The organism is Arthrobacter sp. Hor0625 (genome assembly GCF_052567525.1).
Genome location: NZ_CP199586.1, coordinates 176,748 through 199,700 on the forward strand (window position 1 = coordinate 176,748; position 22,953 = coordinate 199,700).

The following is a 22,953-nucleotide window of genomic DNA, read 5'->3' on the forward strand; positions in this document are numbered from 1 at the left end:
GCCGGACTAGCTGGCGAAGCTGAGTCCGCTGAAGTAGCCGCCGCCGGCGACGGCAGGGGTCACAGCGGGCTTGGAGGAGTGCACGGTTTCGGGCCGGGACTGCAGCAGGAGCAGGTTCTCGCCGTCGGGCAGGTCCGCGTCGAGGGCCCATTCGATGTCCTGTGGGCACTTGTAGTGCTTCTCCGCGCGCTTGGCCATCTGTGCGACGGCGGTGAGTTCGGCGTCGCTGAGGCTGCGCCGGCCGCGGCGTTCGGCGTCGACCTCGCGTTCCACCAGGCGGCCGGCCGCGGCGTCCGGGACGAGCTCGGCGTGTTTGTCGCCGAGGTGATCGGAGACGACGGCCAGGGTGACCTTGTCCAGCATGATGTTGTCGGGGGTGACCTGGCCGGAGACCACCATTTCGCCGACACCATAGGAGGAGTCGATCGTGATTTTGGAGCGGTCGCCGTTGGTGGGATCCATGGTGATCGCGACGCCGGAGACGCGGGCGTTGACCATCTTTTGAACCACAATCGCCATCGAGAGGCCCTCGTTGGGGATGCCGTTCTTGAGCCGGTAGATGATGGCGCGGGAGGTGAAGAGCGAGGCCCAGCACTGCCGGATGTGGTCGGTGACGGCCTTGACGCCGTCGAGCCAGAGGTAGGTGTCCTGCTGGCCGGCGAAGGAAGCCTCCGGAAGGTCCTCCGCCGTGGCGCTGGACCGCACTGCCACCGGGACCGGCGCCTCGAAACGCGACATCAGGGATTCGTAGGCGGTGATGGTGAGCTCGCGCAGCGCTTGCGGCACCGGGCGGGAACAAATGTCCTCGCGGATAGCGGCGGAGACCTTGTCCACCTGGACCATGTCGTCGGGATCAAGGCCGGCGAGGAGCTGGTGGATGTGTTGGGTGATCCCCGCGTCCTCCATGAAGGTGTCGAACTGGGCCGTGGTGACCACGAAGCCCGGCGGGACCGGCATGCCGGCGGAGGTCATCGTCACCAGGGAGGCGCCCTTGCCGCCGAGGTTTTCGAGCTTCGGTTCGATGCCGCCGTCGAAGAATTGGATGTATTCGTTGCTCTGCATGATTTTCAGGCCTTCCAGCTGACGGGGACGGTCTCGGGGACGCGGAAGGAGAGGTTTTCCCGGAACGCAGTGGCTTCCGGGTTCTCCAGCTGCAGTTCCGGGGCGAGCCGCGCCACTTCCTCGAGCGCAATTTTGGCTTGGAGCTTGGCGAGCATGTTGCCCAGGCAGTAGTGGATGCCGAACCCGAAGGAGAGGTGCTCGCGGGCGTTGGGGCGGGTGATGTCGAAGTCCTCGCCGGCGTCGAACTTGTTCTCGTCGCGGTTGGCGGAGCCCATCAGAAGCAGCAGTTGGGACCCCTTTTCGATCGCGACGCCGCCGACTTGGGTGTCCTTGAGCGCCTTGCGGCGCCAGCCGACGATGGAGCCCGCATAGCGGAGTACCTCGTCGATGGCGGCGGGGATCTTTTTGGGGTCTTCCACAAGCTGCTTCCACTGCTCGGGGCGGGCCAGGAGCTCGCGGAGGGCGTTGGAGATCAGCGTGGTGGTGGTTTCGTGGCCGGCAAAAAGCAGGCTGTAGAGGACGGAGGCGATCTCGTGGTCGGAGATCTCTGCGCCGTCTTGCTGTGCTTTGACCAGGTCCGCGGTGAGGTTGTCGCCGCCTTCCTCGTGCGCCACCTTGACCAGGCGCAGGCATTCCTGCCAGTACTCGACCAGGTTGTGGGCGTGCGGGATCTGTTCCTCGTCGCTGAGGTCGCCCCAGGTCATGGCTGCGCGCGAGTCGCTCCAGCGTTTGAACGTGTCCACCTGGGACACGTCGGCGCCGATCAGGGTGAGGATGGTGATGGTGGGGACGTCGTAGGCGAGGTCCTTGACCATGTCGCCCCGGTGGTCCGGCCGGGAAAGCATCTTCTCGAGCAGCCCGACGACGTTCTGCCGAATGAAGGGTTCCAGCGCCTTGTAGCGGCGGGGCGTGAAGGCTTTTTGCACCACGGCGCGGATCCGGGTGTGCTCCGGCGGGCGCCGGGCGGACAGGCCGGAGTAGGCGGTGAAACCGCCGTCCTCCATGATCTTCCTGGCCGCGGCACCGCGTTCCCGGACCGGGGCCTGGGCGTTCTCGCTGGAGAACGTCTCCCAATCTTCGAACACGGCCTTGATGTCGTCATAACGGGAGACAACGTAGAGGCCCGTCCGCTCGTCAAACATGACCGGCTGCTCCGCCCGCAGTTCGGCGTAAGCGCCGAAGGGATCCTTCATCTGGAACGGTTCGTAGCCGTGGTGACCGGCGGGGGCTTCCGCGCCGTGGCCGAATGGACAGCGTCCGGCCGTTTCAGTCGACGATGACATGGGGTCTCCTAGTGAATTGCTCCGACCGGTACCGTCAGGTGCCGGGGCTTCTTGTCACCAGTGTGGTCCAGATCACCGCCACGGCACAGGCATTACTTCCGCTCAGCGGAAGCGATGTGGTGGCCGCGGGGGCCGCCGGCGGCGTTTCCCGTCACGGGGCTGCCCGGTGGACCCCGATGAGGGTCTCCAGCGGGATCCGGGCGGTGGCCCGCTCGATTTGGCCGGATATTCCCTTCAGGACCGGGAGGTGCCTGGTCATGGTGGCTGCCTGGGACGTCGGCAGCACCAAGCCGATTGAGGCCCCGATCCTGCCGGTGTGGAAGACCGGGACGGCGATCGAACACGAGCCCAGGCGCACTTCTTCCAGGGTGGTGGCGTAGCCGTTCGCGCGGATCTGGTCCAGTTCCGCCGCCAGCTTCCGGGGGTCAACGTGGGTGTGGGCCGTATGCCGTTCCAACTCCCGATGCAGGTAGGCGTCCCGGACCCAGTCCTCCTCGAAGGCCAGGATGACCTTGCCGACGGCGGTGGCATGCATGGGCAGCCGGCCTCCCACGCGGGACGCGCGGGGCACCCGCTTGGAGCCGTAGACCCTGTCGATGTAGAGCACGTCGTGGCCGGCCCGGATCGCCAGGTGCGCGGTCTCGCCGGTCAGGGAGAACAGGTCCTGGATGAAGGGGCGGGCGGCATCGCGCAGCTGCCGTCCGGTGTTCTGGGCAAGTTCCCACAGCCGGATGCCGAGCTGGTACCGCCCGTTCGGCTCCCGCGAGAGGAAGCCCCAGTCAGTGAGTTCGTTGACCAGCCGGTGCGCGGTACTCAACGGGAGGCCGGATTTCTCAGCGATATCCGTCAGGCTCAGTGCGCCGCGGGACTTCTCAAACGCCTCCAGGATGGCCAGCACCTTCGACGTGACGGTGCGTCCGGGGTCGCGGCTGCCGCCGGCCATGGTGACCTCCTCAGTTCCGTGGCGCCCAGTGCGTCCGGAACCGAGTCTAGACCGGCAGGACGCGTCAGCGGCTGTCCCCGGCGCCCTGGCTGTCGCCCTGCGCGGCGCCCTGGTCCGCAGGCGCCTCCAGCAGGCGCTGCCGCTGCGGCCAGAGGGTGACCGATTCCAGGCCGGACAGTGCCCGGGCAACGGACCGGGCCGCGGCGGTGAACAGGTGGCCGTGGACGCGCTGGCTGCAGAGCCGCAGCGCCTGCCCGCGGTCCAGGCCGAACCAGTCCATCACCGTGTCGATGCCGTGCGGGCTGAGCCGCCAGGTCTTATCCGCGTCCTTGACAATCGCGTCCTCGATGGAGAGGGCTTCGCGACGGGAGTCGTGCCCGTCGATGATGTCCAGGATGGCCGGGATCTTCCCGGGGTCGTAGCCGCTCTCCGTGAGGATGGCGGCCGCCAACCGGGCACCCGCTTTCTCGTGCAGCAGCACCAGGTCAGGCCGCCCGCCGCCCGGAGCGATCGCTTGCAGGACCTCGCCCGGGGGAACCTGCGACCAGCCCACATCATGGAGCATGATGGCCGGCAGGACGACGGCGGCGTCTGCCTCAGGGTGGAAGTCCAGGAGCGCGCGGGCGATTCCGAACGCGTAGAGCGTGTGGGCGTCGTTGTCCCGCACCCGGAGAAGAGGGGCCGCGCGGTCCCAGATCGCGGACAGCTCGGGATCCAGCGCGATCACCCCGTCTGGATTCGACTGGATGCTGTCGGCGACATCCCGTCCGTAATGGTTGGCAGCTGCCCTCATTTTCGTCATGCCTCCAAGGGTGGCCGATTAATGACCGGGACACGAACAGCCTTCCACTCACCGGAACACCGCCGGAAATTGCGGGGCATGCCCGTCGGATGGCGGGCGGGGACGGCGGCGGCGGGTCCCGGGCCACGCTGCCCTGTTCGCGGCAGACGCCGGGCGATAAAGTTGGTTTGTGCCTGAGTGGCAGGACCCTCCTCCCCTTCCGGCCACGTGGCAGCGGTGCGACGACGGCATCCTGCCTCTGTGGTGGGACCGGTTGTGCTCGCAGACCAGCCCCCAGTCGGCGGCCCTGTACGCGGCCGGGCTGTTCACCGAGGACCGGCGCCGGCCGATCGCGCAGTGGTACAACCCCGCCTACGACTCGGCGCTGCTCGTGGCCCCGGAGACCTCCCCCGAATGGCCCGTGCAGCGCTTCGGCATTTTCTACGCCCCGCCGCGCGGAGGGTTTACCCGCGTCCATTCCTCCGGGCATGAGTGGCACCCCCGTGAGCCACGGCAGTCCCCCACCGAGGACGAGGCGTTCCAGACGGCCGTGGCGGAGGCGGAGCGCTTCCTGCAGGTGGAGATGTTCTTCGTCTAGCCAACCAGTCGAGTACCGGCCGACGCCGGTCTGCCTTGGCCGGGGAGCCTCCGGGAGGGCCGGACCCACGCACCCACAAGAAGGCAACAAAAAGGCCCCGCTGCCGGCTGTTCGCCGGTCGCGGGGCCCCGTGGGCTCCTCCTGCTGGACTTGAACCAGCAACCCTTCGATTAACAGTCGAATGCTCTGCCAATTGAGCTAAGGAGGAATGAAGCAGGTATGACATTAGCAAAGGTTTTCGCCCGAAGGAAATCGGTCGACCGCCGCCTCCCCAGCGCAGCCCGGATACCCTCCCCGGGTATACAAAAAGTCCCCGTTCCGGTGGCCCGGAACGGGGACTGTGCGCTCCTCCTGCTGGACTTGAACCAGCAACCCTTCGATTAACAGTCGAATGCTCTGCCAATTGAGCTAAGGAGGAATGAAGCGGATATAAGCCTAGCAAACACCGCGCCGGTAAGCGAAATTGGCAGCCCCGGCTGGCCGGCGGGACCGGTGACGACTCCGGTTCAGGCGTCCATGCGGAGCGCCCGGCGCTGCATTTCCAGCTCCATCAGCTCCCGGTTCAGCCGCTGGAACTCCTCGGGCTGCGCCGAGGCGTCCAGCCGCTGCAGCTGGCCCATCTTGTCCGCCTTCACTCGCGTGATCTGCAGCTCGAACAGGCGGGCCAGGATGTCGCGGCAGTAGCGCTGGACGGCCTCCGGGGTGCTGGCGGGCAGCGGGACGACGGCGAGCTCGGACACCAGGGGCCGGAGCGGCTCCGGGACTTCCTGCAGCAGCTGCTCCACCCAGCGCACTGGGTCGCCGGTGTGGGCCAGACCGGTGGCACGGATCGCCTCGTGGACGGCCAGGTAGGCCGGGGTGGAGAACCTGGCCTCCGAGAACCGTTCCCAGGTGGCGCCCTCCAGGAGCGCCGGCTCCTGCAGGACCACTTCAAGCGCCTGGCGTTCCATGGTGGCCACCGGATCGCGGGGGTCCGGCCGGTTGAACGGCAGCGCCGCCGACAGCGGTGCCACCCCCGGCCCGGAGCCGTAACCGGCGGGCGCCGGGCGGCCCTGCTGCCGGCCGGGGCCATGGCCGTAGCCCCGATCCGGAGCGTGGCCCTGGTTGTTGCCGTGGCCCGGGCCGCTGCCGCCCGGGGCACCCGGGGCCTGGCGCTTGGCGGCGGCCCCGACGGCCCGGCTGACGTCCTCCACCGGCATGCCCAGCCAGCCGGCCAGTTCACGGGCGTAGGCCGGGCGGATGCCGGCGTCGCGGATCTGAGCCACCACCGGAGCAGATTCGCGCAGGGCCGCGATCCGGCCCTCGACGGTGTCCAGGTTGTGCCGGCGCAGGGTGGCGCGGATGGCGAACTCAAACAGCGGCCGGCGCGAGCCGATCAAATCCCGCACCGCGTCATCGCCCTTGGCCTGGCGCAGTTCGCAAGGGTCCGCGCCGCCGGGCTCGACGGCGACGTAGGTCTGGGCGACGAACCGCTGGTCTTCCTCGAACGCGCGCAGCGCGGCCTTCTGCCCGGCGGCGTCGCCGTCGAAAGTGAAGATGACCTCTCCCCCGCTGCCGTCGTCCGAGAGCAGCCGGCGGGCGACCTTGATGTGCTCGGCGCCGAACGCCGTGCCGCAGGTGGCGACCGCCGTCGGGATCCCGGCCAGGTGGCAGGCCATCACGTCGGTGTAGCCTTCCACGACCACCAGCTGGCGTTCCTTGGCGATGCTGCGCTTGGCCAGGTCGATCCCGTAGAGGACCTGGGACTTCTTGTAGAGCGCCGTCTCCGGTGTGTTCAGGTACTTGGGGCCCTGGTCATCCTCGTAGAGTTTGCGGGCGCCGAAGCCGATGGTGTCGCCGGCGATGTCGCGGATCGGCCAGATCAGCCGGCCGCGGAAGCGGTCGTAGATTCCCCGGCCGCCTTCTGAAAACATGCCCGTGAGCTTCAGTTCCGCGTCGGTGAAGCCGCGGCCGCGCAGGTGCTTGAGCAGCGAATCCCAGCCCTGCGGCGCGTAGCCGACGCCGAACTGTTCCGAGGCGGCACGGTCAAAGCCGCGGCCATGGAGGAAGTTCCGCCCCTCGGCAGCGCCGGGGGTCAGCAGCTGGGCACGGAAGAATTCGTCCGCGATCTTGTGGGCATCCAGCAGCCGCTGGCGGCGGCCGATCTCCTCGCGGTTGGGCCCGGAACCGCCGTCCTCGTAGCGCAGCTCGTAGCCGATCCGGGCGGCCAGCTCTTCGACCGCTTCGTGAAACGAGGTATGGTCCAGCTTCTGCACAAAGGAAATGACGTCGCCGTCCTCACCGCAGCCGAAGCAGTGGTAGCGGCCCACCTGCGGGCGCACGGTGAACGAGGGCGAGCGCTCGTCGTGGAAGGGGCACAGTCCCTTGTAGGACCCCAGCCCGGCACCTTTGAGCGTGACGTACCCGTCGACGACTTCCTTGATATCGGTGCGCTGGCGCACCTCGTCGATGTCTTCGCGTTTGATCAGGCCGGCCACGGTGCCATCCTAGTCCCAGGGCACGACGCCGGCCCGCGGCGTATGGCGCCAGTCACCACAGCGACGGCAGGCTGCCGACGAGCCGTTCGTACATGGCCAGCGCAGAGCCGTCGGTGAGCGAGGCCACCTGGTCGATGACGACGCGCAGCCGTGCTCCGTCGTCGGCCGCGGCGCGCCAGTCAGCGGCGAACATCGGTTCCAGGTGGCGGTCCCCCGTGGCGTTGAGCGCGGTGACCAGGGCATGCAGGACCTCGCGCTGGCGCTCGTAGATGGGCTGCCGGTGCTCGGTGGTCATCACGAAGGTGGTGGCAAGGCCCTTCATCACGGCGATCTCCATCACGGTCTCCTCCGGGACGATGAGTTCGGCGTTGAACCGGGTGAGGTTCTCCGGACCATAGACGGCGCGGGTGGTCTCCAGCGCGCTCTGGCAGAACCGGCCGATCAGCTGGCTGGTCATATCCTTCAGCGCCGCCATGGACTTGCGGCTGCCGTCGGCCTCGCGCACCCAGACCCTGGTTGCTTCCAGCCGGGCCAGGGCGGCGTCGATTGCGGCCGGGTCGTGGTGCGGCAGGTACCACTGCTTGGCGTAGCCAACCACCCGGGCGCGGTGGTCCGGGTTGTCCATCCAACGGAGCTGGAAATGCCCGGCGACGATCGCATCCTCGACGTCGTGCACGGAGTAGGAAATGTCGTCGGCCAGGTCCATGACCTGCGCCTCGAGGCAGGACCGGCGCTCGGGGGCGCCCTCGCGGATCCACTCGAAGATGGGCAGGTCGTCCTGGTAGGCGCCGAACTTGCTGGTCCGCTGGCCGTGGATCACCGGGGCGTCCTCGGCGGACCACGGGTACTTGGCGGCGGCATCGAGGCTGGCCCGGGTGAGGTTCAGGCCGGCGGGCCGGCCGTCCGGGGCGAGGACCTTGGGCTCGAGCCGGGTCAGCAGGCGCAGGGTCTGGGCGTTGCCCTCGAAACCGCCGATCGCGTGGGCGACCTCATTCAGCGCCGACTCGCCGTTGTGGCCGAACGGCGGATGGCCGAGGTCGTGACTGAGGCACGCGGTGTCGACGACGTCGGGGTCGCAGCCCAGGGTGCGGCCAAGTTCGCGGCCCACCTGGGCCACCTCGAGGCTGTGCGTCAGCCGGGTCCGGACAAAGTCATCCGTATCCGGGGCCACCACCTGGGTCTTGGCGCCGAGCCGGCGCAGCGCGGAGGAGTGCAGGACCCGTGCCCGGTCACGTTCGAAGTCGGAACGGTAGGTGCTCTTGGGCGGCTCCTCGACCCAACGGGCACAGTCGCGTTCCACGTAGCCGCGGACGGTGGCCGCCGCGGTCCGGGCCTCAGCCACCGGAGACGTCCAGTTCGGCGAAGGAGATGTCCCGGGACTGCTCGGCGTCGAGGTTGCGGTTCAGCAGCCAGTCCTTGGGCAGGGCCGGTTTCTTGGGCGAGCCTGCGCGGCCGCGCGGGCCTTCGGCGTCGGCTCCCGGGTAGGGCGAGTCGAGGTCGAGTTCATCGAGCGTGGCGCGAAGGACTTCCAGGCTCGTCACGAGTGCCAGCCGGTGGCGCAGGTCGCTGCCTACGACGTACCCCTTGAGGTACCAGGCCATGTGCTTGCGGATCTCCCGCAGCGCCTTGCCCTCGTCGCCGAAGGTCTCCACCATGAGCTCCGCGTGGCGGTAGATGCTCTCGGCGACCTGGCGCAGGGCCGGGGTGTGGCGGACGTCGCTGCCTTCGAAGGCTGCCATCAGGTCCCCGAAGAGCCAGGGCCGGCCCTGGCAGCCGCGGCCCACCACGACGCCATCGACGCCGGTTTCGCGGACCATGCGCACCGCGTCCTCGGCGGACCAGATGTCTCCGTTGCCGAGCACCGGAATATCCGGCAGGGCTTCCCGCAACCGGGCGATGGCGGACCAGTCCGCCTTGCCGGAGTAGAACTGCGCGGCGGTGCGGCCGTGCAGGGCGACGGCGGCGACGCCGGAATCGCGGGCGATCCGTCCCGCGTCGAGGTAGGTCAGGTGGTCATCATCGATGCCCTTGCGCATCTTGATGGTCAGCGGAATGTTGCCCTTGGACGCTTCCTTGACGGCGGTCTGGACGATCGAGGTGAAGAGGTCGGTCTTCCAGGGAAGCGCCGAACCGCCGCCGCGCCGGGTGACCTTGGGCACCGGGCAGCCGAAGTTGAGGTCGATGTGGTCCGCGCGGTCCTCCTCGACCAGCATCCGCACCGCCTGCCCGACCGTTACCGGGTCAACGCCGTACAGCTGGACCGAGCGGACTTTTTCATCGTCGTCGTGCGAGATGATCCGCAGGGATTCGGGGGTGCGCTCCACGAGGGCGCGCGAGGTGACCATCTCCGCGACGTACAGGCCGCCGCCGTATTCGCGGCACAGGCGGCGGAACGCGGAGTTGGTGATGCCTGCCATCGGGGCCAGGATCACCGGGGTGTCCACCGTGATGGGGCCCAGCTTCAGGGGCGGCAGTTCCAGCTTGGGGGCGGGAGGCGTTGCTACAACAGTCACCCGACCATTGTCTCAAAGCCGGGCAAATCGGCCCGGCGCCCGGCCCGCCATGTGGAAATCAGGGCCGCCTGCGGTCCGATCCGCCGGAGGGGCCGGGTGGTCAGCGGCGCAGTTCGGCCCGCCGGCCGCGCCGGCTTTCGGACGCCGCGCCGGATCCGCCGCCGTCGGACGCGTGATCGGTTGCCTCGGTGTCGGGTACCCAGCCGGAACCGCCATCGCCCGCGGGCAGCGCCGCGCCCCGGAGCCCGGTGGCCTTGACGACCAGCACCGCGATCAGCGTCGTAACCGGGATCGCCAGGACCAGCCCGACGGAGCCGACGAGGGTGCGGATGACTTCCTCGGAGAGTTCGGCGCTGGTGAGCGCGTCGCCGAGCGGGCGCTCGTAGAGCATCACAATGATCAGGACGGGCAGCGCAGCCCCGGCGTAGGCGAAGGCGATGGTGTAGACGGTGGACGCGATGTGGTCCCGGCCGATCCGCATGGCCGAGGCGAACAGCTTCCGCCGGGAGGTCCCGGGCGCCAGCTCCCACAGCTCCCACACGGCGGAGGACTGCGTGATGGTCACGTCGTTGAGCACCCCGAGTCCGGAGATGATCAGCCCGCAGAGGATGATGCCGGAGATCGAGATGTGGTCCGAAACGTTCGCGAGCGTGGCGGCGTCGTGGCTGCCGACGCCGGCGAGGTTCGCTGCGTCCGTGGCCCAGGCGGCCAGGACGGCGGTGATGCCCAGGCCGAACATGGTGCCCAGCAGCGCGGTCGAGGTCCGGGCGGTGAATCCGTGGGCAAAATACAGCACGCCGATCATGATCACGGTCGACCCCACCAGCGCCAGCAGCAGCGGCGGCTTGCCTTCGACCAGCCCCGGGAGCATGAAGGAGACCAGCACGGCGTAGGCGCCCAGCAGTCCGATGAGGGCGCGCAGCCCGCGCCAACGCGCCACCGCGATCACGACGACGGCGTAAAGGACAGCGAGCAGGATGATCGGCAGGGTCCGGACGAAATCGACAAAGACGTAGGAGGGGGTTCCCTGCGCGGCGGCACCCTGGGTCTGGGACAGGTTCAAGTAGCGGATCCCGTCGCCGGCCTTGACGCCGTGGGACTTGGCGATGTCGGGGTTGATCACCACCTTGACCGGGTTGCCGCCCTTGTCCGGGTCGGTGTAGGCGAAGGTGCACTGCGAGCCCTGCCCGGCGCCGGGCGCCGGCTGGCCGTCCGCCTGGGCGGCAGGATCCATGCAGGGCCCGACGACGACGCGCTGGATCGTTCCGGTGTCGAAGCTGACGCCCGGGGCGGCGGCGTACGGGCTGGAGAGCTTGAGGCCGTCCTTGCTGCCGGAGGGCCACAGCAGCACCATGGCCACCACGGTCATCAGCGTCAACGGGACCAGGACGGCGGCGAGGATCAAGTTCGCTTTCCGGCGGGCGGCGAGCGCCCCTGGTGTCGGGTCGATGCCTCCGTGGCCGGTGTGTGAATGTCCGGCGCCCATCAGCAGTTCAACCTCATGCCGAAAACTCTACGGGGTCGGGACCCCGGGCCAGGCAGTACAGCTAGGCCGGCACGATGTTCTGGTTGAGATGGAAGAGGTTCTGCGGATCGTACTTGGTTTTGACGTCCCTCAGCCGGGCGTAATTGGGCCCGTAGTTCTCCGCCACCTTGTCCAGGTCGTCGCCGTCCATGAAATTGATGTAGCCCGCCGACTCGGAATAGGGCTGGAGCGCCGCGGCGTAGTCCCGCACCCAGGCGATGTTCGCCGCCGTGTCCGCCGGATCCTCCCAGTGGCAGGCGATGACCGGGGAGAAGCTGGCGTTCCGGTTGGGGAACGCCGTGTCTGCCGCGCCCACCCGGTGCACGGCTCCGTCAATCGGATAGATATGCACCGCGGTCTGCAGGCTGGGGACACGCCTCCCGTACTCAAGGTGCGCATCGATGGCCCCGTCGTTGAGCTCGGACAGGAAGGCCGCTTTCCAGTAGGCGAGCAGACCTTTGGGATACATGCCGTCGAAGGCCGAGTTCAGGGCGGGATAGGGCATCGGGCCCACCATGGAACCGGCGACCGGGGCGGCGTCGAGGAAGGGCTGCCACCGGGAAGGCCCTTCGGCCGGGTCACCGGTCCACATCCCGACCACAATGCAGACGGGTTTGCCGTGGAACTCCTCGGGCAGGAACGGGACCGGTGGGCCCTGGTGGAAGGCGAGGAAGGCGCCGAACTCTTCCGGGGCGTCCGCCAACTGCGCGCGGTAGAACTTGGCGACGGTCTCGGCGTGGTCACCCGGGTAGATAACGATGCCTGCGTGGACCGTGTCCACGGGATGCAGCCGGAATTCCAGCGAGGTGACGACGCCGAAGTTGCCCCCGCCGCCGCGCAACGCCCAGAAGAGATCCTCATGCTCGTGCTCGCTGGCAGTGAGGAACCTTCCGTCGGCGGTGACGACGTCGGCCGAGAGGAGGTTGTCGCAGCTGAGCCCGTACTTCCGGTCGAGGTAGCCGATGCCGCCGCCGAGGGTCAGGCCCGAGACACCAGTCGAGCCGACGACGCCGCCGGTGGTGGCGAGCCCGAAGGCGTGCGTGGCGTGGTTGAAATCCGCCCACGTCGCCCCGGCCTCTGTCCGGGCCGTTCTGCCGGCCGGGTCGACCCGCACGCCCCGGGTGTGGGCGAAGTCGATCACCAGTGCGTCATCCCCCGTGCCAAAGCCCGGACCGCTGTGTCCCCCGCCGCGGACAGCCAGCGCCAGGCCGTGGTCCCGCGCAAAGTTGACGCTGGCGATCACGTCCGCGACCTGGGACACCTGGACCACCGCCGCCGGCCGCTTGTCGATCAAACCGTTTTGCACGGCCCGGGCAGCGTCGTAGTCCGCGTCACCGGACGTGATGACTTGCCCTCGGACCTGCCCGCGCAGGCCGTCGAAGTCGGTTCCATTCATTTTTTGTACCGTCGATTTCGTCGTGTTTCCGACCCGGACGGTGATTTGTGCTCCCAGCCGGCAAAACGCCCGGGGCTATACGAGCACAGGCGTACTCCTCCGCTCCGGATCCGTCAAGGGGTCCGGGAACGGGCCGGGCCATCTCCCGCCCCCGCGGCTCCGAACCTCCTGTGGGAGAGGTGGAAGACCAGCGCAGGAAACCTGCCGGGAACTCCGGAACGCGCTTTAGGGTTGGACACTGAGGGACAAATGATGGGGAGGACACCAAGGTGGCCAGACGCAAGACAGATGACCGGGAGGCCGCAGCGGGCGCTTCCGGCACGACAGCCCGGGCGACGCTGAGCATCGCCGACGCGGCCGGGGAAACCCGCGGTGTTGCCTTGGTGCTGCATGGCGGACGTGCCGCCAGCTTCGACGCCGTCCGAGCCCGGCACCTGAGCCCGGCCAGGATGCTGCCCTTCGCGCAGGCCCTGCGCGGCCGGGGCGGCCCCCACGGCCTGGCCGTCTGGACTCTCCGCAACCGGTACCGGGGCTGGAACGGTCCGGACATGTCGCCCGTGCAGGACGCCCGCTGGGCGCTTGAGCAGATCAGCCTCGAGCATCCGGGCGTTCCGGTTTACCTGCTCGGCCATTCCATGGGCGGCCTGACGGCGCTCTGCGTCGCCGACCACCCGCAGGTGGACGCCGTCGTCGCCCTCGCGCCCTGGCTGGACGGAACCACCCCTGTGGACCGTGTCGCCGGGCGGCGGGTCCTGATCGTGCACGGCACCGAGGACCGGTGGACCAGCCCCCGCAACTCCCTGGCGTACGCCAAGCGGGCGCAGCCGGTGGCCGCGTCGATCGACTACGTGTCCCTGCAGGGGGCCGGCCACTTCATGTTCCGCCGGGTGCGGCTCTGGAACTCGCTGGCCAACGGCTTTATCCTTGATGCGTTTGGCAGCCGCGCCGGCACCGAGCCCGCCGGCGCCGGGGAACTCAGGCAGGTCCTTCCCGCTACCGCAGGCCTGCCGGTGGTGCTCTGATGCCGGCCTTCCCGCTGGCGGCTTTCCTGGCCGGCCTGCCCTGGGTTGCCCTGGCTCTCGGGCTCCTGTTGGCGGTGACGTTTGCGGTGGCCGTCCGGCAAAGCCGCCATTCGGTCATCGACACGGTCTGGGGCCTGGGCTTCGTCGTGGCCGCCGCGGTCTCCTGGCTGTTGTCCGCAGGCCACGGCGACGCCGGACGCCGGCTGCTGCTGCTGGCCCTGGTGGCGGTCTGGGGCGTGCGGCTGGCCGTCCACATCGGCGTCCGGGCCCGCGGCGGGCACGAGGATCCGCGCTACGTGGACATGCTGTCCTCGGCGCCGGGTTCACGGAATACCTACGCCCTGCGCCGGGTGTACCTGCCCCAGGGCCTCGTGATGTTCTTCGTTTCGCTCACCATCCAGGTCGGCATGTTCAGCACCGGTCCCCTGGGCTGGCTGGCGCTGCTGGGGGTTTTGCTGTGGATCATCGGCTTCGTGTTCGAAACCGTGGGCGATTGGCAGCTGGCACGGTTCAAGGCGGACCCGGCGAGGCGCGGGACCGTGCTGGACACCGGACTCTGGCGCTATACCCGGCACCCGAATTACTTCGGCGACGCCGCCGTGTGGGCCGGGCTGTTCCTGGTCGCCGCGGATTCCTGGCCCGGAGTCCTCACCGTCCTCTCCCCGGCCCTGATGATCTGGACGCTGGCGGGAAAGACCGGCAAGCCCCTGACCGAGAAGGCCATGTCCGCCCGGCCCGGCTACAAGGAATACGTCGAATCGACCTCCGGTTTCCTGCCCTGGCCGCCCCGGCGGCGGGCGGGCCGCTGAGCCGAGACCGTCTGTGAACTGGCGTCCCGGTCCCAGCGACCGCTTCTACCGCACCATCGTCCGGACCGGCGAGCTGCTGCGCCGGCTGTTCGGGATCCGGATCATCGTCACCGGCGCGCAGCACCTGCCCGGCGCCCCGGCGGAGCCGCCGGGCCTTGTAGCCTTACCGGCCTCCGTGGCCTCACCGGGCCGCCGTCTCTCCCCCGTCGCCCGGGTCCGGCGGGCCGCCCGGTCCCGGCGGCCCGTGCCCGGGACGGGCGCCGTCGTGGCGATCACGCACTTCGGCTACCTCGACTTCGCCGCGGCAGAGCTGCTCCTCTGGCGGCACAACCGGGCGCAGATGCGCTTCCTGATCACCCAGGGCGCAGCCGACCACTGGTTCGCCGGACCGGCCGTCAGTGCCGCCGGGCACGTCGTCGTCGGCTACGATTCCGGCGCCCACGCCTACGACGAGGCCGTGCGGAAGCTGCGCGCGGGCGAATACATCGCGATCCTCCCTGAGGCGGGGGTAAGCCGCAGTTTCCAGGTCCGCGAGTGCAAAACCGGCGCCGTTCGGATGGCCGCCGAGGCCGGGGTTCCCATCATCCCGGTCTCGGTCTGGGGCGCGCACCGGATCATGACCCGGCACCACGGCTTCTCGCCGCGGCGCGCCTGGCGTGCGCCGGTCCGCGTGCACGTAGGCGAACCGATCCACGCGGCGCCGGAGGCGGACGCCGCGGCGACGACCGAGGCGCTGCGCGAGGCATTGCAGCGCGGGATCGACGCCGGCATCGCCGACTTCCCGCTCAGGCCCGAACCTTGTGCCTGGTGGATGCCGGCCGCGCTCGGCGGCAGCGCGCCTACAGACCAGGAACGGCAGCGGCTGGACGAGGCCGAAGGACCGCGGCGCGCCCGCAGCCGGCGCCGATAAGCCCGGTTCACCCCACCGACTTGACTAAACTCCATCGGGTACAAAATCACACTCAACGAAGAGGTACCCCTCTGTGTCGAACACAGTCCTGACCAAAAGCGGCATCGTCGAAGAACGCGGTCTCGCCCGGATAGCCCAGCGGATGGCGGCGTGGACCGAAAAGTGGTTCCCGGACGCCTACATCTTTGCCCTCGCCGGGGTGATCATCATCGCCGTGGCCGCCTTGGCCATTGGCGCCTCGCCGCAGTCCATCGCCGACTCCTTCGGCAACGGTTTCTGGGACCTGACCGCTTTCACCCTGCAGATGGCCATGGTGGTCCTCACCGGCTACGTGGTGGCGACGTCACCGCCGGTGGCCCGCCTGATCAACCGGCTGGCCCTGGTGCCAGCCACCGCGCGGACCGCGGTCAGCTTCGTGGCCCTGATGTCAATGTCCGTCTCCTTCCTCAACTGGGGCCTCAGCCTGATCTTCGGCGGCCTGCTCGCCCGGGCCATCGCCCGGCGCAAGGACCTCACCGTGGATTACCGCGCCCTCGGCGCGGCAGCGTTCATGGGCCTCGGGGCCGTCTGGGCCCTCGGGCTGTCCTCCTCCGCCGCTCAGCTGCAGGCCACGGCGGCGTCCCTGCCGCCGGCGCTGCTGAAGATCACCGGCATCCTCGATTTCGGCACCACGATCTTCACCTGGCAGTCGCTGCTGACCCTGGCCATCCTGATGGTGCTGACCACGGTCATCGCACACTTCTCCGCCCCGCAGGGCGGCGCGATCCGCACCGCCGAGGACCTCGGCGTCGACCTCGACGACGAACCCAGCGAGCCCGCACCGCGGTCACGGCCCGGCGAATGGCTCGAATACAGCCGGATCCTGCCGGTCCTGGCCGGAATCCTGACCCTCGGCTGGCTCGTCTCCCAGTTCCTGACCAAGCCGTTCCTGACCGTGGTCAGCAGCCTCAACGGCTACCTGCTGGTCTTCCTCATCCTGGGCCTGGTGCTGCACGGCACGCCGCGGAACTTCCTGCAGGCTGTCACCAAGGCCGTCCCGGCCACCGCCGGCATCCTGGTGCAGTTCCCGCTGTACGCCGCGATGGCCGCGATCCTGACCAAGGCCACCGGCCACGGCGGCATGACCATCTCCGCGCACCTGGCCGAATTCTTCTCGCAGATCGGCAGCGGCGGCGGATTCGCCGTCGTCATTGCGCTGTACACCGCAGTCCTGGGCCTGCTGGTCCCCTCCGGCGGCGGGAAGTGGCTGGTCGAGGCGCCGTACGTGATGCAGTCCGCGACCGACGTGCAGATGAACCTGGGCTGGACGGTGCAGATCTACAACATCGCCGAGGCCCTGCCGAACCTGGTCAACCCGTTCTTCATGCTGCCGCTGCTGGCGGTGCTGAGGCTGCGCGCCCGGGACCTGGTCGGCTTCACCTTCCTGCAGTTCGTGTTCCACCTGCCGGTGGTGCTGCTGCTGGTCTGGCTGCTCGGCGAGACCTTTGAGTTCGTCCCGCCGGTGATGCCCTAGCCCCCCGGTTTAACCACGACTGACCCGCAGCCGTTGTCATCACGATGACAACGGCTGCGGGTCAGTCGCGCTTGGAGGCCTAAGCGGGGTCCGAGACGATCAGGGTGTCCGCGCCGGTCTGCCGGGCGGTGCCGGCTTCCAGCAGCGGCTCGACGACGGCGCGCAGCGCGGTCATCGAATCGTCCAGTTCCAGCAGCACCGGGTACTGGTACGCAATCAGCGCCAGCAGGTCCCGGACCGCGGCCCGGGCTTCGTCGGCCGGCAGGTCCGGGTCGTGGCCGAGGAACACCTCGGACGGTTCGCCGGCTGCCGGGGCATGGCCGTCCTCGGCTCCGAGTTCCGGGCCTCCCTGGGCGTAGCTGACGGCGAAGGCCTGCAGCCGGCCTTTCTTGCTGGCCGGCACGCCCGCGCCGAAGGCACTGGCCTTGGGCGCGCGCAGCACGATCGCGCCGCGCGCCCCGCTGAGCTCGTCCAGGAAAAGCCGCTGCACGGTGGCGATGCTGAGCTCGCCGGGGCTGTCCCAGTCGTGCACGGCGGTGTAGTACCGGCCCACGACGCCGCTCAGCTCCACCGAGCCGGTGGCCAGGTCCTCGACCTGTTCGGTCGCCGCGGCCTCGGAACCGTCGCCGAAAACGGGGAGCTTCAACGCCCCGGGCTCGACGACCACCAGGCGCGAACGCTGGATCGGGGCCAACCCCGCGGCCTCGGCGAACGCGGCCCCGGGGGTGCCGGGCTCCACCTTGGTCCGCAGCCGGGTCACGCCCGAGGGCGAACGCTCCGCCTCGTGCCGGAGCATGGCCAGCAGGGTCGACCCGATGCCGGACCGCCGGTGGTCGCGGGCCACCTCGACGTATACCCAGAGCCGCTCCGGGTGCAGCGAGGCCTCGTGGACGGCGCCGGCCGCCACCGGGATGGCGACGCCGTCGACGACGTCCTCGGCGACAATGCAGCGGCGCCACGGCGCGTTGCCGGAGGGTGCCAGGGTGCCGCGGAACTGACGGGCCTGGTCCGTTTCCGGCCCGCCCCAGATCTCCAGCAGCGCCAGGTCATCGCCCTCGCGCCACTCGCGGTATTCGATCGCCATGCTCAGGCGCCGATCAGCCGCGCGGCCAGGTAGCCTTCCACCTTGTCCAGGGAGACGCGCTCCTGGGCCATGGTGTCGCGTTCGCGGATGGTGACGGCCTGGTCCTCGAGCGTGTCGAAGTCCACCGTGATGCAGAACGGGGTGCCGATCTCATCCTGGCGGCGGTAGCGGCGGCCGATCGCGCCGGCGTCGTCGAACTCGATGTTCCAGTTCTTACGCAGCTGCGCGGCGAGGTCCTTGGCCTTCGGCGAGAGGTCCTCGTTGCGGCTCAGCGGCAGGACAGCGGCCTTGACCGGGGCCAGGCGCGGGTCGAGCTTGAGCACGGTGCGCACGTCGACGCCGCCCTTGGCGTTGGGCGCCTCATCCTCGGTGTAGGCGTCGATCATGAAGGCCATGAAGGACCGGGTGAGGCCGGCGGCGGGTTCGATCACGTACGGGGTGTAGCGCTCGTTGGTGGCCTGGTTGAAGTAGCTCAGGTCCGCCCCGGAGGCCTTGGCGTGCGTGGAGAGGTCGAAGTCGGTGCGGTTGGCGATGCCTTCGAGTTCGCCCCATTCGGAGCCGTGGAAGCCGAAGCGGTACTCGATGTCCGTGGTGCCCTTGGAGTAGTGGCTGAGCTTCTCCAGCGGGTGTTCGAAGAAGCGGAGGTTTTCCTCGCGGATGCCCAGGCCGGTGTACCAGGCCATGCGCTCCTTCATCCAGTACTGGTGCCACTGCTCGTCCGTGCCGGGCTCGACGAAGAATTCCATTTCCATCTGTTCGAACTCGCGGGTGCGGAAGATGAAGTTGCCCGGCGTGATCTCGTTGCGGAAAGACTTGCCGATCTGGCCGATGCCGAACGGCGGCTTCTTCCGGGAGGTGGTGAGCACGTTGGAGAAGTTCACGAAGATGCCCTGGGCGGTTTCGGGGCGCAGGTAGTGCAGGCCCTCTTCGCTGGCCACCGGGCCGAGGTAGGTCTTGAGCAGGCCGGAGAATTCCTGCGGTTCGGTCCATTCGCCGCGGGTGCCGCAGTTGGCGCAGGCGATGTCCTTGAGCCCGTTCTCGGCGGGGCGGCCCTTCTTCTCCTCGTATTCTTCCTCGAGGTGGTCCGCGCGGTAGCGCTTGTGGCAGGACAGGCACTCCACCAGCGGGTCGGAGAAGACCTCGACGTGGCCGGAGGCTTCCCAGACCTGGCGGGGCAGGATCACCGAGGAGTCCAGGCCGACGACGTCCTCGCGGCCGCGGACCACGGACTGCCACCACTGGCGCTTGATGTTTTCCTTCAGCTCGGCGCCGAGGGGGCCGTAGTCCCAGGCAGAACGGGAGCCACCGTAGATTTCACCGGCCTGGAAGACGAAACCCCGGCGCTTGGCGAGGGAGATGATCTGGTCGAGAACGGATTTTGCTGCCATGGGAACTCCAATTTCTACAGGGCCGCTGGGTGCGGTCCGTGCTGTCAGCCCCGGGTCACCGGCTGGCTGCCGGGCGGGGTCCTGCGAACGGGTGATGCAAACTCCTAGCCTACCCGTGCCGCCGTCCCCTGAAGGCGCCCCTGGGCCAGGGCAGGCTGGCCAGCACGATGGCCGCCAGAGTCAGCAGGGTCCCGAGCACGGTGGGCAGCGCGATGACGGTTCCCGGCGAGGGGACGGCCAGATCCAGCCCGAGCGAGCCGAGCAGTTGCCCGGCGATCATCCCGAGCCCGGTGACGAGCACGCCGAGGCTGCGGACAAGGAAGGCGGCGACGCCGATGAAGATGCAGCCCAGGGGCCCGCCCAGGTAGTACCACCACTCGCCCGGCAGCCCGCGGCCGGGGCCCGCCGCGGCGAGCTTGACCAGCCAGGCGAGCCACAGCACGGCGCCGCCGGCGACGAAGTTGACCAGGGTGGCGGTGATGGGGGTTCCGTAGTGCACGGTGGCCGTGCCGTTCATGGCCTGCTGAAAGCTCATCAGGAAACCGGCCACCACGGGAAGCAGCACCGGGACCAGCAGCAGCAGTGGCCCGCCCGCCGTCGCGCCGCCCGACGCGCCGGCGTCGAAGCGGGGCGACACGGCCCAGGCCACGGCGGCGACGGTCAGCGCGCTGCCCAGCACGCGGATTCCCGTCACCGCCTTCTTGCCCGCGGGCCCGATGCCCATCCGGTCCACCAGCAGCCCGCTGAGGGTCTGGCCCGTGACGGCCGCGACCGTGAACAGGGCGACGCCCAACACCCCGACCGTGGAAGCCTGGGCGAAGACGAAGAAGGCCCCGATGCCGCCGGCCAGCACGTAGTAGCGGGGGAACCGGCGTTCGCGCAGCGCCGGCAGCACCTCGGCGAGGCCGGCCCGGCCCCGGGGCAGGGCCAGGGAGAGCGCGACCATCACCGCCAGTCCGATGCTGAAGCTGACGACGGCGGCGGCCAGGCCGTCGTCGAGCGCTGTGCCGAGGGCGCCGTTGATCCGGCTCTGGACCGGGGCAAGCAGCCCCGCGCCCACGGCGAGGAGCAGGCCGGCGGGCAGGGGAAGCCGCGGAGCGGAAGTCATTGGTGCCACCTTCGGTCAGGCATGATTGCTGGTATGAGCAACCCGGAAATTGAAGAGATTCCCATCCGCGACGACATGATCCGGCTGGGGCAGCTGCTGAAGCTGGCCAACTTGGTCGAGGACGGGGTGGAGGCTGCCGAACTGATCAAGAACGGCCTGGTCAAGGTCAACGGCGAGATCGACGACCGCCGTGGACGGCAGCTGCACCACGGCGACACCGTCACCGTGAATGGGCAGACCGTCCGGATCGTGACCCCCGCCGGGGCCTAGCTATTTCTTGAGCACCTCGTGGGTGAGGAATTCGCCCACATGGCCGATCTCCTGCTGGTTGATCCCGTGCCACATGCCGGTGTACAGCACCTTGGTGAGCTTCACGTGCTTGCGGACCCAGCCCATGGTGAACTCGATCTTGTCCGGGGTGATCACCGGGTCCTGCTGGTCGCGGCCCCAGAACATCGGGACGGTGCCGTCCAGCTCGGCGTCCCGGAAGCTTGGATCGGAGCCGGCGTCGACGGCGAAGCCGGACAGTCCGACGACGGCGGCGTAGCCGTCCGGTCGCTGCCGCAGCAGCGTCGTGGCCATCGCCATGCCCATCGAGAAGCCCAGCAGGGTGACGGAGGGGTGGTTGTCCCGCACCGAGTCGATCCAGTGCTGGACGTAGGCCGCGGCGTCCTTGACGGCGTCGAGGGAGTATTCAATGGACGCCGTCAGAGGGAACCAGGTGAACCCGGGGCCGGAGACGAGCGGGGCCCGCACCGAGGCCACGACGAACTCCTCCGGTAGCAGGTCTGCCAGGCTCATCAGGTCCTGTTCGTTGGCGCCGTAGCCGTGCAGGAGCACCAGCAGGGGCCTGCCGGCCCTGGCCTCTTCGGGCCGCGACCAGAGCACGACGGGGTCGGGAAACGCTGCGGGGAAGGAAGGGGCGTCAGTCATGGCTCCATTCTTACAGTTACCAATCAGTAACAAGCGACGGTGGCGGAGCTTTGCGCGAAGAGGGCAGGATAGAACGGTGAGCGAAACAGCAGCGATGGACAATTCCCCCGACCGGACCGTCAACCACCCGTGGACCCGGTACGTGGCGATGGGCGATTCCTTCACGGAGGGCATCGGGGACCCGGAACCGGCCAGCCCCGGCGGGCACCGCGGCTGGGCGGACCGCGTGGCTGAGGAACTGAGCCGCGGCCACGAAGATTTTGCCTATGCCAACCTCGCCGTGCGGGGCCGGCTGCTGCAGCAGATCGTCGACCAGCAGCTGGCGCACTGCCTGTCGCTGAAGCCTGACCTGGTGACCCTCTCTGCCGGCGGCAACGACCTGATCCGGCCCGGCGGCGACCCGGATGTCCTTGCCGAGCGGCTGGACTCGGTGGTGCAGATCCTGAGTCTGGGCGGCGCCACCGTCGTGTTGTTCAACGGCCCGGACACGGGGTCTTCGGTCCTGAGCCGGATCCGCAGCAAGGTGGCCATCTACAACGAGAACCTGCGTACGGTGGCGGCCCGGCACGACGCGGTCATCGCGGATATGTGGTCGCTGCGGCAGCTCACTGACCCGCAGATGTGGGACGCGGACCGGCTGCACTTCTCCCCGCTGGGCCACCACACGATCGCGGCCATGGTGCTGGATTCGCTGAACGTGGAGCACACCCTCGAGCCGCTGATGCCCAAGCCGCTGCCTCCGCGCAGCTGGCGGGAGGCCCGCACCGGGGACCTCATCTGGGCCCGCGAGCACTTCGTACCCTGGGTGGTGCGCCGGCTGCGGCACCGTTCCTCAGGTGACGGCATCACGGCAAAGCGGCCGTTGGCCGGGCCGGTCTTCGGCCCCGGCGTTCCGCTGGGCTCGGGCGAGGGTCCGCGCGGCTCCGACGAGGGCCGGCCGGATGCCCAGGACGCGATGCGTCCCTAGCCCGCAGCCCGTCCGCCGCGGCAACGCCGGCACCCCGGAGAGTCCGGGCGCGTTAAGCTGGAAAGACACCTTTCTGAGAGGCCCGGTACCGTGAGCATTTTCTTTTGGATCATCCTGCTGTTCATCGTGATTCCGGCGGTCATGCGCCTGTACCGCCGCTCGTCCCGTGGCCGGGACCAGGGCCAGGGCCTGCCGGGAGGCTTCCCGGGGCAGCCGTTCGGCGGATTCCCCGGGCAGGACCCGGGCAGGCAAAGCAACCAGCCGCGCGACGGTTTTACCCAGCGCGACTACTACGGCGGGTTCGGCCAGCTGGGCGCCCCGCAGCCCCCGGCCGGCCAGTACCCGGGCCAGCAATTCCCGGGCCAGCCGTACCCGGGGGCGCAGCCCCCGGCCGGGCAGTACCCGGGCCAGCCGTACCCGGTGCCCTATGAGGACAGCCCGGAGTACCTGAACAACCCTCCGCAGCCGGGCCCGCAGCAGCCGACGACCTCCCCCGACGTTCCCCCGGTTCCGCCGGCGCCGTCGGGCCCCCAGGGCTACCGCGCCCGCAAGCTCGCCGAGCTGGACCAGAAGTACAGCAACGGCGAGCTTGCGATGGAGGACTACATGGCCCAGCGCGCGGAGATCATGAAGGGCTAGGA

The 22,953-nt window shown here is 69.2% G+C and carries 21 protein-coding genes and 2 tRNA genes; 8 read left to right on the forward strand and 15 right to left on the reverse strand.

Translation table 11 applies throughout. From position 1 onward, the window contains the following. Positions 1-6 precede the first annotated feature (6 nt). The 4 genes from ACTWLI_RS00870 to ACTWLI_RS00885 all read right to left on the reverse strand — a co-directional run bounded on the left by ACTWLI_RS00870 (position 7) and on the right by ACTWLI_RS00885 (position 4,090). Positions 7-1,062 (reverse strand): PEP/pyruvate-binding domain-containing protein, encoded by a 1,056-nt coding sequence (locus ACTWLI_RS00870; protein ID WP_445154851.1) that lies wholly within the window; start codon positions 1,060-1,062, stop codon positions 7-9. Positions 1,063-1,067: 5 nt separating this feature from the next. Continuing rightward, on the reverse strand, positions 1,068-2,345 hold the full coding sequence (locus tag ACTWLI_RS00875; RefSeq protein WP_445154852.1) for a cytochrome P450: 1,278 nt from the start codon (positions 2,343-2,345) through the stop codon (positions 1,068-1,070). A gap of 151 nt (positions 2,346-2,496) precedes the next feature. Continuing rightward, positions 2,497-3,288: an IclR family transcriptional regulator gene (locus ACTWLI_RS00880; RefSeq protein ID WP_445154853.1), complete on the reverse strand. Its 792-nt coding sequence runs from the start codon at positions 3,286-3,288 to the stop codon at positions 2,497-2,499. Positions 3,289-3,352: 64 nt separating this feature from the next. After that, positions 3,353-4,090, reverse strand: coding sequence for an HD domain-containing protein (locus ACTWLI_RS00885; protein ID WP_445154854.1), 738 nt, complete (start codon positions 4,088-4,090; stop codon positions 3,353-3,355). Positions 4,091-4,259: 169 nt separating this feature from the next. On the opposite strand from ACTWLI_RS00885, the gene ACTWLI_RS00890 reads away from it, so the two are divergent. After that, the gene (locus ACTWLI_RS00890) at positions 4,260-4,667 is read left to right on the forward strand and encodes a hypothetical protein (RefSeq protein ID WP_445154855.1); all 408 of its coding nucleotides are present in this window, start codon (positions 4,260-4,262) and stop codon (positions 4,665-4,667) included. 135 nt (positions 4,668-4,802) lie between these two features. Here ACTWLI_RS00890 and ACTWLI_RS00895 read toward each other — a convergent pair. From ACTWLI_RS00895 to ACTWLI_RS00925, 7 genes are all read right to left on the reverse strand, one after another. Beyond that, positions 4,803-4,875 (reverse strand) — tRNA-Asn (locus ACTWLI_RS00895). A gap of 137 nt (positions 4,876-5,012) precedes the next feature. Beyond that, positions 5,013-5,085, reverse strand: a tRNA-Asn gene (locus tag ACTWLI_RS00900). 88 nt (positions 5,086-5,173) lie between these two features. Further along, a complete protein-coding gene (gene dnaG / locus ACTWLI_RS00905) occupies positions 5,174-7,144 on the reverse strand; it encodes a DNA primase (RefSeq protein ID WP_445154856.1) in 1,971 nt (656 codons plus the stop codon). Positions 7,145-7,196: 52 nt separating this feature from the next. Continuing rightward, positions 7,197-8,486, reverse strand: coding sequence for a deoxyguanosinetriphosphate triphosphohydrolase (locus ACTWLI_RS00910; protein ID WP_445154857.1), 1,290 nt, complete (start codon positions 8,484-8,486; stop codon positions 7,197-7,199). Beyond that, positions 8,479-9,657, reverse strand: coding sequence for a tRNA dihydrouridine synthase DusB (dusB, locus tag ACTWLI_RS00915; RefSeq protein WP_445154858.1), 1,179 nt, complete (start codon positions 9,655-9,657; stop codon positions 8,479-8,481). The genes ACTWLI_RS00910 and dusB overlap by 8 nt, the downstream gene beginning before the upstream one ends. A gap of 100 nt (positions 9,658-9,757) precedes the next feature. Next, entirely contained in the window at positions 9,758-11,143 is a 1,386-nt protein-coding gene (locus tag ACTWLI_RS00920) for a YibE/F family protein (RefSeq protein WP_445154859.1), read from the reverse strand. Positions 11,144-11,204: 61 nt separating this feature from the next. After that, positions 11,205-12,578 carry an FAD-binding oxidoreductase gene (locus ACTWLI_RS00925; protein ID WP_445154860.1) on the reverse strand — a complete coding sequence of 458 codons (1,374 nt, stop codon included), beginning with the start codon at positions 12,576-12,578 and terminating at the stop codon, positions 11,205-11,207. Between the two features lie 269 nt (positions 12,579-12,847). Here ACTWLI_RS00925 and ACTWLI_RS00930 point away from each other — a divergent pair, with 269 nt between their 5' ends. From ACTWLI_RS00930 to ACTWLI_RS00945, 4 genes are all read left to right on the forward strand, one after another. Beyond that, positions 12,848-13,600: an alpha/beta hydrolase gene (locus ACTWLI_RS00930; RefSeq protein WP_445154861.1), complete on the forward strand. Its 753-nt coding sequence runs from the start codon at positions 12,848-12,850 to the stop codon at positions 13,598-13,600. Then, a complete protein-coding gene (locus ACTWLI_RS00935; RefSeq protein WP_445154862.1) occupies positions 13,600-14,409 on the forward strand; it encodes a DUF1295 domain-containing protein in 810 nt (269 codons plus the stop codon). The genes ACTWLI_RS00930 and ACTWLI_RS00935 overlap by 1 nt, the downstream gene beginning before the upstream one ends. A 13-nt stretch (positions 14,410-14,422) precedes the next feature. After that, entirely contained in the window at positions 14,423-15,319 is an 897-nt protein-coding gene (locus ACTWLI_RS00940) for a lysophospholipid acyltransferase family protein (RefSeq protein WP_445154863.1), read from the forward strand. Positions 15,320-15,392: 73 nt separating this feature from the next. Then, positions 15,393-16,832, forward strand: coding sequence for a short-chain fatty acid transporter (locus tag ACTWLI_RS00945; protein ID WP_445154864.1), 1,440 nt, complete (start codon positions 15,393-15,395; stop codon positions 16,830-16,832). A gap of 79 nt (positions 16,833-16,911) precedes the next feature. Here the strand turns inward: ACTWLI_RS00945 and ACTWLI_RS00950 are convergent, their stop codons facing one another. The 3 genes from ACTWLI_RS00950 to ACTWLI_RS00960 form a co-directional block, all read right to left on the reverse strand. Further along, positions 16,912-17,916, reverse strand: coding sequence for a GNAT family N-acetyltransferase (locus ACTWLI_RS00950; protein ID WP_445154865.1), 1,005 nt, complete (start codon positions 17,914-17,916; stop codon positions 16,912-16,914). Between the two features lie 2 nt (positions 17,917-17,918). Beyond that, positions 17,919-19,304, reverse strand: a complete 1,386-nt coding sequence (locus tag ACTWLI_RS00955) for a glycine--tRNA ligase (RefSeq protein ID WP_445154866.1) — start codon at positions 19,302-19,304, stop codon at positions 17,919-17,921. A 109-nt stretch (positions 19,305-19,413) separates the two neighbouring features. Next, positions 19,414-20,412, reverse strand: coding sequence for a DMT family transporter (locus tag ACTWLI_RS00960; protein ID WP_445154867.1), 999 nt, complete (start codon positions 20,410-20,412; stop codon positions 19,414-19,416). Between the two features lie 33 nt (positions 20,413-20,445). Here ACTWLI_RS00960 and ACTWLI_RS00965 point away from each other — a divergent pair, with 33 nt between their 5' ends. Next, on the forward strand, positions 20,446-20,682 hold the full coding sequence (locus ACTWLI_RS00965; RefSeq protein ID WP_445154868.1) for an RNA-binding S4 domain-containing protein: 237 nt from the start codon (positions 20,446-20,448) through the stop codon (positions 20,680-20,682). Here the strand turns inward: ACTWLI_RS00965 and ACTWLI_RS00970 are convergent, their stop codons facing one another. Next, positions 20,683-21,345, reverse strand: coding sequence for an alpha/beta hydrolase (locus ACTWLI_RS00970; RefSeq protein ID WP_445154869.1), 663 nt, complete (start codon positions 21,343-21,345; stop codon positions 20,683-20,685). Between the two features lie 94 nt (positions 21,346-21,439). Here ACTWLI_RS00970 and ACTWLI_RS00975 point away from each other — a divergent pair, with 94 nt between their 5' ends. Next, on the forward strand, positions 21,440-22,312 hold the full coding sequence (locus ACTWLI_RS00975) for an SGNH/GDSL hydrolase family protein (RefSeq protein ID WP_445156080.1): 873 nt from the start codon (positions 21,440-21,442) through the stop codon (positions 22,310-22,312). A gap of 90 nt (positions 22,313-22,402) precedes the next feature. Continuing rightward, positions 22,403-22,951: a hypothetical protein gene (locus ACTWLI_RS00980; RefSeq protein ID WP_445154870.1), complete on the forward strand. Its 549-nt coding sequence runs from the start codon at positions 22,403-22,405 to the stop codon at positions 22,949-22,951. Positions 22,952-22,953 lie beyond the last annotated feature (2 nt).